This window comes from Parabacteroides goldsteinii (genome assembly GCF_020091425.1).
Classification (GTDB): domain Bacteria; phylum Bacteroidota; class Bacteroidia; order Bacteroidales; family Tannerellaceae; genus Parabacteroides; species Parabacteroides goldsteinii.
In genome coordinates this window covers 2226088-2238636 of the sequence record NZ_CP081906.1, presented here as the reverse complement: position 1 = coordinate 2238636, position 12549 = coordinate 2226088, and the positions used below count along the sequence as shown (strand labels likewise).

Sequence of the window (12549 nt, the reverse complement as noted above, 5' to 3'; positions counted from 1 at the left end):
CAAGCCAGTAAAAATCGACCTTCTCTATGTTTTTAACCTACTTCTGGGATTGGACCATCATCACGGCTGATTTTAACTTTATAGCCAAGTGCTTCCAGCTCTTTCTTCAAGTAATTTTTCCGTTTCTGCTCCATCCTTTGGTTGAGATATTCCGCACCGAGTTCCTTATACTCACAAGCCTCTTTCAGTACATGCCATACCGATTTCAGGATCGAGTGTCCTACTGCTACTAAAGCCCTCTTTTTCCCTCGACGGGCGGCTAAACGGTGATAACGTGCACTGTAAAAGGTGTTCTTGGTACGGGTGGCTGCCCACGCAGCCTCCGTGATTACGGCTTTCAACTGTTTGTTGCCATGGGTGGTTCTACCACTTTTTTTTTACCTGCGCTCTCGTTATTGCCAGGACAGACACCGGCCCACGAAGCCAGGTGCTTTTCGGTTGGAAAGGCTTCCATATCCACACCTATCTCTGCTATCAGGTCTTCAACCGTTTTCCGGCTAAGTCCGGGGATCTTCTGCAAGAGTTCCATCACATTCTCATAAGGAGATAAAACCTCTTTTATACGGCAGGTAAGGTCAGCTATGATGGCTTTCGTCTGTTCCATATCTTTACGGATGGTCTGCAACATATAGATGTGATGCGGTTCTATAAAGCCTTCACAAGCCTGATAAAGAAGTTCCGGACTGGCTTCAAGTTTTTTATGATAGATGCAAGTTATGTCATCCATTGTTACATGACCCTTATCGATCAACATATCTATCAGCTTGTTCGCCACGACTCCGTCCAGGCTGCACACCACGCTGGAAAGTTTGATGTTACAATCTTCCAGGATACGAACAATACGGTTTTTCTCAGAAGATACATGCTGGATCAACTTGTTACGGTAACGGGTTAAATCACGAAGCTCACGTTGTTCACGCTCCGGGATATAACTCGGTTTCAACAAACCTGCTAAAAGCAGTTTGCAAATCCAGGCACTATCCTTTTTATCCGTTTTGTGCCCGGGAACATACTTGATGTGCCGTGCGTTCACGATCCAGACTTTCATATCAGGACATTCAAGAATCTTATAGACCGGCTTCCAGTAAACACCGGTACTTTCCATGGCTACATGCGTAATGCCACTGGATAATAACCATTCTTTTAATTCTGTCAAAGAACTACTGAAGGTCTTGTAACTGCGGGTTTCAGTTTTGAGACCTTCGCCACTTATCGTAGCAACTACCATGTCCTTGTGGACATCTATTCCACAACCCCGGAGGATGACTTGTTCAAAAGGTACTGTTTTCATTGCATTCGTTTTTTCGAGTGAATGACACTAAAGTAAACAATACCCCCCTATTTACATGCTCTTGGACGAAATTTATTTCATGGATGTTTCATGGTTCTAAATGAATTATGAATAATAAAATAGTAATTAGTCAACAATAAGTTTGCGGTAACGTACACGCTTCGGTTCTGTGTCGCCACCCTGTTTGCGTTTGTATTCTTCGTATTCGGAATAAGTACCTTCATAGAAGACCACATTCGAATCGCCTTCGAACGACAGGATATGTGTACAGATACGGTCGAGGAACCAGCGGTCGTGCGAAACGACAACGGCGCATCCGGCGAAGTTCTCCAGACCTTCTTCCAGGGCACGCAGCGTGTTCACGTCGATGTCGTTGGTCGGTTCGTCGAGCAACAGCACATTGGCTTCGGCCTTCAGTGTGATGGCAAGGTGCAGGCGGTTACGTTCTCCACCCGACAAGACGCCGCAAAGTTTTTCCTGGTCGGCTCCTGCAAAGTTGAAACGTGACAGGTAAGCACGCGAGTTGATCTCTTTTCCTCCTACGCGGATAAATTCCTGTCCGCCGGAAACAACCTGGTAGACCGTTTTATTCGGGTCGATGTCTTTATGTGTCTGGTCGGCATAACCTACTTTTACGGTTTCACCCACTTCGAATGTACCTTTGTCGATGCTTTCCATGCCCATGATCATCTTGAACAGTGTTGTTTTACCGGCACCGTTCGGACCGATCACACCCACGATGCCGTTCGGAGGAAGCATGAAGTTCAGGTCGTCGAACAATAGTTTTTCACCGAATGCCTTGGCTACATGTTGCGCTTCGATCACCTTGTTACCCAGACGAGGACCGTTCGGGATAAAGATTTCCAACTTGGATTCGCGCTCTTTCTGGTCTTCATTCAGCAAGGCTTCGTAAGAGTTCAGACGCGCTTTGCCTTTAGCCTGGCGGGCTTTCGGAGCCATATTGATCCATTCCAGCTCGCGTTCCAACGTCTTGCGGCGTTTGCTGGCCTGCTTTTCTTCCTGAGCCATTTTCTTAGTCTTCTGATCCAGCCAGGAAGAGTAATTGCCTTTCCAGGGAATACCTTCGCCACGGTCGAGTTCAAGAATCCAACCGGCCACGTGGTCGAGGAAGTAACGATCGTGTGTGATACAGATCACTGTTCCGGCATACTGCTGCAAATGTTGTTCCAGCCAGTCGATAGACTCGGCATCCAGGTGGTTGGTCGGCTCATCGAGCAGCAACACGTCCGGCTGTTGAAGCAACAGCCGGCAAAGAGCCACACGGCGGCGCTCACCTCCGGACAGCGTATCCACGATCTGGTCTTCAGGCGGGCAGCGTAGGGCATCCATTGCACGTTCGAGGCGGCTGTCGAGGTTCCAGGCATCGGTTGCGTCGATCTTATCCTGCAATTCGGCCTGACGGGCGATCAGCGCATCCATCTTGTCCGGGTCTTCCAGCACTTCGGGATCGCCGAACTTTTCGTTTACCTCTTCGTATTCTTTTAATGTATCAACGATTTCCTGTACTCCTTCCTGTACGATCTCCTTTACGGTTTTGCCCGGTTCCAGTTTCGGGTCCTGTTCCAGGTAACCTACCGAATAGCCGGGTGAGAAGACCACTTCTCCCTGGTATTCCTTTTCAATGCCGGCGATGATCTTCAGCAACGTAGATTTACCGGAACCGTTCAGACCGATGATACCGATCTTGGCTCCATAAAAGAAAGACAGATAAATATTTTTCAGTACTTGTTTCTGCGGCGGGAAAGTTTTGCTCACGCCTACCATCGAGAAAATAATTTTCTTGTCGTCTGCCATATTTTTAAGAATGTATTTTGTAATTTTTTTTCCAGGACAAACTTACATAAATATCTTCAGATTCTAAAATCTATGGTGGTATTGTATTCTTCATATACCCATTCTGTCTTTTTTGTGCCTTTTTTATGAGTAGTGATGCACAACGGCCAGTAACAGTATTAGTCAATGGCGAATATGTGGAGGTGATACCTGAAAAAATCTAGTTCCTGTTATGTGCAGTGAGCCAATGTGTTTCGTTTGTTAGGTGAAAAAATATTCAAAAAAGTCATTGGAATATTTGCATAATAAAAAACAACCTTCTATCTTTGCACCCGCATTACAGAAGTAACGCACCGGATGATTCGCTAGCTCAGCAGGTAGAGCACATCCCTTTTAAGGATGGGGTCCTGGGTTCGAACCCCAGGCGGATCACTGAAAACAAAAGAAAAATCAAGCAAATCCCTGATAATCAGACATTATCAGGGATTTCTTTTTTCTGGCAGGTAGCAGAAAATAGCCGTTTCAAGCATATTATCGGTGGATAAATCGTGGGACTAAAATTTAGTTCTAAAAAGTCCCACGAATTTGCATCTTTCTCACTGATTCATAGTATTTTGCATAGACTCACTTTGGAAGAGAATACATAGTTTTGTAACTTAAAAAACGATGTAAAAATGGCTCGAAAATCATTTTCTGTTTTGTTCTTTATCAAAAAAGCCAAGTTATTAAAGAACGGAGAAGCACCTGTGTGCATGAGAATCACTGTAAACGGCTGTATGGTAGATATTTCTATCAAAAGAAGTTGTCCCGTAAACCTATGGAATCAAGCAAAAGAGAATTCAAAAGGAAAAGACCGTATGTCGGTGGAACTGAACCACTACTTAGAAATCACACGCTCACGCATACACCAAATTTATAGGGAACTGGAAACTTCCGACAAGGTTATCACCGTTGATCTTGTGAGAAAACTGTATTATGGTGTGGATGAAGAAAGCAAAACCCTTTTGCAAGTATTCAGAGAACACAACGAGCAAAGTCGTAAGCTGATCGGCAAAGACTTTGTTAGTAAAACCGTTCAACGGTATGAAACCACTACCCGATATTTGGAGGAATTCATTAAGAAAGAATATCAGTTATCTGATATTGCCCTGAATAACTTGGAAGCCAACTTCATTTCTAAGTTCGATGCTTTCTTGAAGATTGAAAAAGGTTGTGCGCAGAACTCCGCTATTACCCGATTGAAGAATTTAAAGAAGATTATCCGTATTGCTTTGGAAAACGACTGGATAAAGAAAGATCCGTTTGCTTACTACCGTTTCAAATTGGAAGAAACCGATCCTGAATTTCTGACGATGGACGAGATTAAAATCATTCTCGCCAAAGAGTTTACAATTAAACGAGTAGAACAGGTACGTGACGTTTTTGTCTTTTGCATTTTTACTGGCTTGGCGTTCAGCGATGTGAAAGATTTATCACCCGAACACTTGGTAAAAGACAACAAAGGGGAACTTTGGATAAGGAAGAACCGGCAAAAGACAAAAATCATGTGTAACATTCCTGTGCTGCCTGTGGCAGCTTCTATACTTGATAAATATAAGGATGTGGCAGAGTGTACCGGAAAACTTTTACCTGTATTGTGTAATCAACGCATGAACAGTTATTTGAAGGAGATTGCCGATGTGTGCGGAATTCATAAAAATCTTAGCACACATACCGCCCGTCATAGCTATGCCACAAGCATTTGCCTTGCAAATGGCGTAAGTATGGAGAATGTTGCTAAGATGTTAGGTCATGCAGATACAAGCGTAACAAAACACTATGCAAGGGTATTGGATCAGAATATTTTCAAGGATATGCAAAAAGTAAATAGCTGCCTGTCGGAATTGGCTATATAATAAAGATAGTAGCTAATATTGAAAAAGGATTGGGAAGAATGAATTTCATTTTCTCAATCCTTTTCTTTTATAGTAAGTTTTCCAGAACTCAATATGAAGCATTGACAAAGATAAGTTCCGTATTTAGCCTGTTCAAGTCCGAGCCTTCGGTTTAGATGAAAATCTTCCTCTCACTATGTTCGAGCGTATTTTCATCTAAAGACTTGCACAGACTAAATACTTCACTGGGAAAGTCAATGATTCAAACTAAATTCCGAAAAACAATGTTTTGGGCTTGGCAGGTTACTCTTTCCAACTTTCAAAGTAGTGCTTTTGGAGCAGTTTATCAATATCACTTTGACGGTAGATGATTTTACCTTTTATCTGGATAAAGGGAATTAGCCCTATATCTCGCCATTCTTGCAGGGTTCGCAAACTGACATTCAGTTTCTTGGAAACCTCATTATTAGAAAGAAAGCGTTCCCCATTCAGGTGGGACTTGTAGTGCTTTACAATAGATTCAATACCATCCAGCATCGAATCGAGCGAAGAAATAAATTCTTTGACTTGTGGGGTATCTTTATTTATTAGTTCCATGATTGAAAGATTGTTTTATTGAAATATTGATTTCAAGATGGCTAGATAGCCGGTTAGTTACGCAGATAGTGACCCAAAGACGAAATGTTAAGTACGTCTTTTGCCGGATCATAATCTACATAGAGCCGTTTGGATGCAGGGGCAATAAAATACTGGCTACCATCTTGCTGTATCTCATAAGTAGCAGGTGAAGCCTGTTTGGTTGTTTCCGATACATATATAATAGAAAGAAGGTACTCTTTGTCGCTCCGATAGATGATAACCGTAGGATTCAGATTAATGCTTTCCCATGTGCCAACAATGGAAAACAGGTTGAAAAACGGATAATCTTTTTTAATTCTTTTCATAAGACGTGGGGTGTTTGGGTGATTGATTTTTCGTTTCACTGTCTGCAATAATTCTTTCAATATCGGAAGTCTTATAATAAATCTTACTACCAATTTGAGAATAAGCCAATCTTCCGCTACTTCTGTAATACTGCAAAGTTCGCTTACTAACGCCTAACAACAGGCACACTTCCTGACTATCCAGCCAGTTTTCGACTTTCTGAGTATGAGTGCTGCACAAACTTTCTATCCGTTTGGCAAACTCCGTGAACCTCTCGCAGACATACGAAAAAGTTCTCTTTTCAATAGTTACTACTTCCATACTTTCAATTTTAAAAGGTTTATAAAACGTGTCGATTTTATTTTCATCGGCAAATAAAAGAAGAATCATGAGCCGTTTTCAAAACTGTCCGAAAGTGGCGAAGTAAAGTTCTTAATGACTTAATATGTACTTATCGTGGCAACATAATACAATGATTTATAGACCAAATACTCATTGATTTAGGCAGATCATATAGAAACAAAGAAAAATAAACCGATATTTCTTTGTCAATTCAAAAATAACGCTTATGTTTGCAGTGACCAATAATAACAAAATAGTCACACGGTATGTCAAAAGCATTTGATGACAACGAAAGAAAGCTTATAAAGGATAAACTCAAAGAAGGAGCTTTGCTATTTATCCAGCAACAAGGGGTACGTAAAACTTCTGTAGATGAGCTTGTTAAATATGCCAATATTTCTAAAGGAGCATTTTATCTATTCTATACATCAAAAGAACTTCTTTTTTTCGATACAATAATAGACTATCATAAGAAATTGGAAAAAGAATTTCTTAATGCCATAAATAAGCATACCAATAATATTACGGTTGATACATTGACAGATATTATATCTGACTTGCTAATCAACAACAAACCATACTTTGTATCTATCTTCGTTAATAGTGATGTGGAATATCTAAATAGAAAGCTCCCTCAAGAAGTACTTTCAAAACACGTAGATAATGATGTCATGCTAGCAAACGAACTACTGAAATTTATTCCAGAAAGTAAATCAATTGATACAAAAGTATTTGCAGGGGCTTTAAGAGCTGCATTCTTGACTATTCTAAACGAGAAAACAATTGGAACAGATATTTACAATGAAGTTTTCAAGTTTATAATTAAGGGAATAGTACAGCAACTATTTAAAGACTAATCCAATACAACAAGATTATATAATATCAACTGACTATGTGCAAATATGTTACATAGCGATACTTTGAATTTACAATATGACTATATAAACAACTTTAGTCATACGATATAAAATTTAAAAATTATGATTACAGTAAAAAACTTATCGTTTAGTTATTCTCAACTACCATTTATTGAGAATATGAATTTTCAAGTAAGAAGCGGAGAAATATTTGGCTTCCTAGGACCTTCTGGAGCAGGAAAAAGCACTCTCCAAAAGATATTAATAGGTATGCTCCCTAAATATAAGGGGAGTGTTTCTATTAATAATAATGAAATTAGAAATAAGTCTGACCAGTTCTATGAGAGTATTGGTGTCGATTTTGAATTTCCTAGTTTTTATGAGAAATTCACCGCATTGGAGAACTTAAAATTCTTTGGTTCTTTATATGACTGTAAGCTGATTCCTGTCGAACAATTATTAGAAATGGTTGGACTATCACAACATGCCAATAAGAAAGTGGCAGGTTTTTCTAAAGGTATGAAATCCAGATTAAACTTTGCCCGGTCAATTATTCATCAGCCCAAAGTGTTATTTTTGGATGAGCCAACATCTGGTTTAGATCCTTCGAACTCCCAAGTGATGAAAAACATTATTCTTGATCTTAAAAATAAAGGAGTAACAATCATTCTGACTACTCACAATATGCACGATGCAACCGAACTTTGTGATCGTGTAGCATTTATTGTTGATGGCAACATTAAAGCTATGGACACTCCTCATAATCTTATCATGTCAAGGCGTTATAATGAAGTAACATATTCATATTTGGAGAATCAAAAAGAATTAAATACTACAATCGCACTTGACAAAATAAGTACAGATAAAAAGCTATAATCTCTGATTCAAGCTAATGCTTTATTATCAATACATAGCAATGAGCCAACATTAGACAATATATTCTCAGAAATAACAGGGAGGAAATTACTATGAAGCTTAAAGGTTTAATACTAGGTGATATTCGGCAACAATACAAATATGGTTTTTATGCCCTATATACGTTATTTACACTAGTGTATATTACAGTATTGCGCATTCTTACTATGCCGTGGAAAGAACTATGTACAACTACCCTTATATTTTCAGATCCCGTACTGATCGGATTAATGTTTATGGGAGCAATAATATTATTCGAGAAAAGCGAAAAAGTAATGCAGGCATTAGCTGTTTCGCCCATATCGATACACGCATACATTTTGTCAAAGGTAATTTCCATTGGACTAATTTCTTTGCTAAGTGGAGTTCTCATCGCATTGTTCTCAGGCATGGAACATTCTTACATACATCTTGCTGTTGGAATTATGTTAGGTTCAGCATTATTCACACTGGTTGGAATATCACTTTCTGCTTTTATTTCAACCATGAATAATTTTATGCTGATTATGGTTCCCACTTTAATAATATCTGTAGCTCCCATATCTGTTTATACAATGGGCTATAAATCGGGAGCTATGCTATTACATCCAAGTATAAGTCTTATAGAACTTATGTCTGGAAATATTAGTGTCATATCTCTAATAGCAATAAGCATTTGGTGTATTGCAATGTATATTTTTTCTTGTCTGTCAGTAAAAAAAATGATGACGATATAATTATGAATCAGAATATTATTTCCTTCAAAATGTTTATCAGAAACATATTCTCAGATGGTATGTTATCTGCAATAATATGTATCCCGCTAATATTAGCGGCAATATATAGGTTTGTTTTCCCTTTAATTGTACAGCATTATCCGATGCTAAAGGATTTCAGCCTATATTATCCGATATTGGATTTATTCCTTGCAATTATGTGTCCTTACATGATTTGCTTCGCTTCGGTCTTAGTGGTATTAGATGAAACAGACATGAAAATCAACAGGTATATCACAATTACCCCACTTGGTAAGAAGGGGTATCTTATATCAAGATTGCTTATTTCTGTTTTATTTGCAGCCATTGTTTCTTTCGTACTGCTTTCTTTTTGTTCTGTATCAGATATGTCATTATGGACTACATTTATAATATCAATATTGGCTACAATACTAAGCGTTGTGGCTGCTATGATTATTTTGGCATATGCGGGGAATAAAGTAGAAGGTATGGCACTTGCAAAAGTATCTGCTTTAGTTATGGTGGGATTAATAATACCTTTTGTTATTACAGATAGTACCCAATATGTATTTTCATTTCTCCCTTCTTTTTGGATAGCCAAGTTTCTAATAAGTAATAACTATTGGTTTATTCTACCAACTATATTTCTTTCTGGCGGACTGATTTACATATTATATAATAGGTACAGCACAAAAATATAGTTTCTCCTAAAATTGATACTATTAATACCGAAGATATAAAAAGTATAGTACCTAAATAAGCATATTGAATTTATGATTATACGAATTAATATTATTCACTATCTAAAAATTATGCTTATGAATGAGTTATTGAAAATGAAGTTTTTTGAGCTATTGTCTAAAACTTCACAAGAAGTTACTAACACAGAAATGCAAGATGCCTATGGAGAATTTGTCAAGCACATAGTCGCTATTAGCAATTCAGAAGATTATTCCTATATCTTTCGGATGCTAAATCTCACCCGTATTGAGATAGTACCCCTAAAAGAGTTATATCAATGTGGGCAGGGGGAAAAATGCGCTTAAAATTCTCTATGTCCACAAAGCGTTATCGACAATTGATGCCGAGTTACAATTAATCAACTTGAAAATTAACCATCCAGAACAATTTAAGTTATCTATTCCTACAGCGTTCAAGTCCGACCTATATGTAATCCCTAAGTCAAAAGACTTGGGGATTATTGGCATTGCAGAAATCGTATTAGCTCTGTTTTTACAGGGGCAAATCGTTGGCGAAGATGGAAAACCTGTCCCAGAAGTTCGTTTAGCTCGTGGCTTTGAGCAGCTTTTCAATCTAAAATTCGGAAGTATTTACGATAAGGTAGGTGAAGTATTTACCCGCAAGCCGTACAACCTTACCAAAACATTGGATGCCTTACGAAATGCTATCATCAAAGAGGATCGAAAACGTAAGAACCGATAAAGATCAAAAAAGATATTTGTGCAAACTATTTATTTTCAGAGATTTGTAAATCTCTTTTCGGGGAGTAGGTAACTACTCCTCTTTTTCTGCTACATTGTTTTACTGAATTTTGCTTCATCAATCGATTGAGAACAATAATGTTAAACTAAAAAATGAAGCAAAATGTATATAGATAACGAAAACTTCGATAAATGGATGGAGAAGCTATCTAAGAAACTCACTGAGATAGGACAAGACTTAAAATCCTTTATCAATACCGATCAGGTATTAGATGAAAATGAACGATTACTTGATAATCAGGATTTAGCATTTCTGTTAAAAGTGTCTTTCAGAACTTTACAACGCTATCGACTAAAAGGTAAGCTCCCCTACTTTACTATTGGACATAAAACCTACTATCGGGCTAGCGATATTAGAGCTTTTGTACGTGAACGAGCCGACTATCAAACTTATAAACAGTTTGAAAAAGCCAATCAATTAGAAAACAAACTCTGACAGCAAAATGCAGCAGAGGAAAGAAGCTTGTGTTTAAGCTATCACTTTGTGTAACCACCCCGATTTAGTAGAAACCGCTTCACCTATCGGTTCGGCTCGTTTCGCTAAATGAAGCAAGAGGGAACTGGACAAGTCCTGTTCTTCCCTCTTGCCCTGCGGGGCAAAGCCTTAGGCTTTAGCGTGTTACAAGAACACGCTGTAATGACACCTGTAATAAGCATTTTCTTTGCAACGCTTATTATCAAGTATTTATCTATTCATATTTCTATAAAAAAGTAATTATCATGCCCAATAGCAGTCGAAAAACGATATTCACTACCATTTCCATAGACAAGGAAACGGCAGCTTTAGTAGAGAAGATATGCAAACGCTATTCACTGAAAAAGAGCGAAGTTGCAAAGTTGGCGTTCGGGTATATAGATAAGGCACATGTCAACCCATCGGAAGCACCTGAATCTGTAAAATCGGAACTGGCGAAAATAAATAAGAGACAGGATGATATTATCCGCTTTATCCGTCACTACGAGGAAGAACAACTGAATCCTATGATACGAGCAACAAATTCTATAGCTTTGCGCTTTGATGCTATCGGCAAAACTTTGGAAACTCTGATCCTCTCTCAACTGGAAGCCAGTCAGGAAAGACAAATATCCGTGCTTAAAAAGTTAAGTGAGCTGTTCTGTAATCATGCCGATGTTATAAACAACCAATCCAAGCAGATTAATGCCCTCTATCAGATACATCAACGGGATTATAAGAAGCTACTTCAACTGATACAACTCAATTCGGAACTTTCCGCTTGCGGTGTGATGGATAGTAAAAGGAAAGAGAATCTGAAAGCCGAAATCAACAATTTGATAAACACATAAGATTATGCACATAGACTTTGCTCCGCCTTCAAACGGAACATATAATAATGCTGGGAGTTGCCAACAGCTAGCTAATTACATGGAACACGAAGATTTAGAGCGAATAGAAAAAGGTATTTATACCGAAGGTTTTTTCAATCTGACGAATGATAACATCTATAAATCGAAGGTCATAAAAGATATAGATACCAATATCGGGCAACTCCTAAAAACGGATGCTAAGTTTTACGCTATTCATGTCAGTCCATCGGAAAAGGAACTCCGAGCAATGGGTAATACAGAGCAGGAGCAAGCCGAAGCTATGAAACGGTATATTCGGGAAGTATTTATCCCTGAATATGCCAAAAACTTCAATAAAGAACTATTCGCTTCGGATATAAAGTTCTATGGTAAGATTCATTTTGACCGTGATCGTTCGGATAATGAACTGAATATGCACTGTCATTTGATTATAAGCCGTAAAGATCAAGCCAATAAAAAGAAACTTTCACCGCTTACTAATCATAAGAATACCAAGAACGGAGTAATCAAAGGTGGGTTTGACCGTGTGAATCTGTTCCAGCGAACCGAACAAGGATTTGATAAGCTGTTTAATAACAATCGTCAGCAAACAGAATCATTTGATTACCATAACACGATGAAGAATGGTTCTATTCCTGAAAAGCTTAAGTCACAGGAGGAAGTATTTCAATCCAGTGAAAGAAAGACAGAAATCAATCAAGAAAACATGCTTTCTATCAATCCTGAAAATCAAATAACAAGTAATCAAACTTTTAACACCAATATAACTATTGCCGATAAACAAGATAGTAATACATTCATCAATCCACATCTCAAGCCTCAAAACAACGAGGCTTCTGGTTCATTTTTTTCTGCTATTTCAACAGAGTTACTTTTCTCCTCAAACCAACCTAATCCCGAATCACAACCTACAAATGTCAAGAAGAAAAAGAAGATAAGACATAAGATATAGTATGTAAATAAGCTGTTTGTTAAAAAACATAAGATTTTATGTCATTGGTATTGAGT

General features: G+C 38.3%; 16 protein-coding genes and 1 tRNA gene. 10 read left to right on the top strand and 7 right to left on the bottom strand.

The features are described from left to right. Nucleotides 1–32: 32 nt before the first annotated feature. The 3 genes from K6V26_RS10420 to ettA all read right to left on the bottom strand — a co-directional run bounded on the left by K6V26_RS10420 (nt 33) and on the right by ettA (nt 3106). Nucleotides 33–341: a hypothetical protein gene (locus K6V26_RS10420; protein ID WP_007657317.1), complete on the bottom strand. Its 309-nt coding sequence runs from the start codon at nt 339–341 to the stop codon at nt 33–35. Then, entirely contained in the window at nt 338–1291 is a 954-nt protein-coding gene (locus K6V26_RS10415; RefSeq protein ID WP_010800681.1) for an IS110 family RNA-guided transposase, read from the bottom strand. The genes K6V26_RS10420 and K6V26_RS10415 overlap by 4 nt, the downstream gene beginning before the upstream one ends. 126 nt (nt 1292–1417) lie before the next feature. Continuing rightward, entirely contained in the window at nt 1418–3106 is a 1689-nt protein-coding gene (gene ettA / locus K6V26_RS10410) for an energy-dependent translational throttle protein EttA (RefSeq protein ID WP_007656994.1), read from the bottom strand. 338 nt (nt 3107–3444) lie between these two features. Here ettA and K6V26_RS10405 point away from each other — a divergent pair. Together K6V26_RS10405 and K6V26_RS10400 are read left to right on the top strand one after the other, a co-directional pair. Then, nucleotides 3445–3517: transfer RNA gene (locus K6V26_RS10405), tRNA-Lys, on the top strand. A 242-nt stretch (nt 3518–3759) separates the two neighbouring features. Continuing rightward, complete coding sequence (locus K6V26_RS10400; RefSeq protein ID WP_025835674.1) at nt 3760–4980, top strand: site-specific integrase; 1221 nt, start codon at nt 3760–3762, stop codon at nt 4978–4980. A gap of 282 nt (nt 4981–5262) precedes the next feature. Here the strand turns inward: K6V26_RS10400 and K6V26_RS10395 are convergent, their stop codons facing one another. The 3 genes from K6V26_RS10395 to K6V26_RS10385 are packed head-to-tail and all read right to left on the bottom strand — an operon-like array spanning nt 5263 to nt 6204. Next, entirely contained in the window at nt 5263–5556 is a 294-nt protein-coding gene (locus K6V26_RS10395; RefSeq protein ID WP_224265289.1) for a helix-turn-helix domain-containing protein, read from the bottom strand. 53 nt (nt 5557–5609) lie between these two features. Beyond that, complete coding sequence (locus tag K6V26_RS10390) at nt 5610–5903, bottom strand: DUF3876 domain-containing protein (RefSeq protein ID WP_025835670.1); 294 nt, start codon at nt 5901–5903, stop codon at nt 5610–5612. After that, nucleotides 5890–6204 carry a helix-turn-helix domain-containing protein gene (locus K6V26_RS10385; RefSeq protein WP_007656987.1) on the bottom strand — a complete coding sequence of 105 codons (315 nt, stop codon included), beginning with the start codon at nt 6202–6204 and terminating at the stop codon, nt 5890–5892. Before K6V26_RS10385 ends, K6V26_RS10390 begins: the two co-directional genes overlap by 14 nt. 287 nt (nt 6205–6491) lie before the next feature. Here K6V26_RS10385 and K6V26_RS10380 point away from each other — a divergent pair, with 287 nt between their 5' ends. The 3 genes from K6V26_RS10380 to K6V26_RS10370 all read left to right on the top strand — a co-directional run bounded on the left by K6V26_RS10380 (nt 6492) and on the right by K6V26_RS10370 (nt 8713). After that, nucleotides 6492–7082 (top strand): TetR/AcrR family transcriptional regulator, encoded by a 591-nt coding sequence (locus K6V26_RS10380; RefSeq protein ID WP_224265288.1) that lies wholly within the window; start codon nt 6492–6494, stop codon nt 7080–7082. A 123-nt stretch (nt 7083–7205) separates the two neighbouring features. Then, a complete protein-coding gene (locus tag K6V26_RS10375; protein WP_224265287.1) occupies nt 7206–7958 on the top strand; it encodes an ABC transporter ATP-binding protein in 753 nt (250 codons plus the stop codon). A gap of 92 nt (nt 7959–8050) precedes the next feature. Next, nucleotides 8051–8713 carry an ABC transporter permease gene (locus K6V26_RS10370; RefSeq protein WP_214504721.1) on the top strand — a complete coding sequence of 221 codons (663 nt, stop codon included), beginning with the start codon at nt 8051–8053 and terminating at the stop codon, nt 8711–8713. Between the two features lie 205 nt (nt 8714–8918). Here K6V26_RS10370 and K6V26_RS10365 read toward each other — a convergent pair whose 3' ends face one another. Beyond that, nucleotides 8919–9314, bottom strand: a complete 396-nt coding sequence (locus K6V26_RS10365; protein ID WP_157277609.1) for a hypothetical protein — start codon at nt 9312–9314, stop codon at nt 8919–8921. A gap of 211 nt (nt 9315–9525) precedes the next feature. Between K6V26_RS10365 and K6V26_RS10360 the strand changes: the two genes are divergently transcribed. The 5 genes from K6V26_RS10360 (at nt 9526) to K6V26_RS10340 (ending at nt 12493) form a co-directional block, all read left to right on the top strand. Then, nucleotides 9526–9759: a hypothetical protein gene (locus tag K6V26_RS10360; RefSeq protein WP_085978836.1), complete on the top strand. Its 234-nt coding sequence runs from the start codon at nt 9526–9528 to the stop codon at nt 9757–9759. Further along, nucleotides 9734–10156 carry a hypothetical protein gene (locus K6V26_RS10355; RefSeq protein ID WP_007656975.1) on the top strand — a complete coding sequence of 141 codons (423 nt, stop codon included), beginning with the start codon at nt 9734–9736 and terminating at the stop codon, nt 10154–10156. The genes K6V26_RS10360 and K6V26_RS10355 overlap by 26 nt, the downstream gene beginning before the upstream one ends. 162 nt (nt 10157–10318) lie before the next feature. After that, complete coding sequence (locus tag K6V26_RS10350) at nt 10319–10651, top strand: helix-turn-helix domain-containing protein (protein ID WP_095231496.1); 333 nt, start codon at nt 10319–10321, stop codon at nt 10649–10651. Between the two features lie 284 nt (nt 10652–10935). Next, on the top strand, nt 10936–11520 hold the full coding sequence (locus K6V26_RS10345; RefSeq protein ID WP_025835653.1) for a BfmA/BtgA family mobilization protein: 585 nt from the start codon (nt 10936–10938) through the stop codon (nt 11518–11520). A 4-nt stretch (nt 11521–11524) separates the two neighbouring features. Then, on the top strand, nt 11525–12493 hold the full coding sequence (locus K6V26_RS10340; protein ID WP_224265286.1) for a DUF5712 family protein: 969 nt from the start codon (nt 11525–11527) through the stop codon (nt 12491–12493). Nucleotides 12494–12549: the final 56 nt, after the last annotated feature.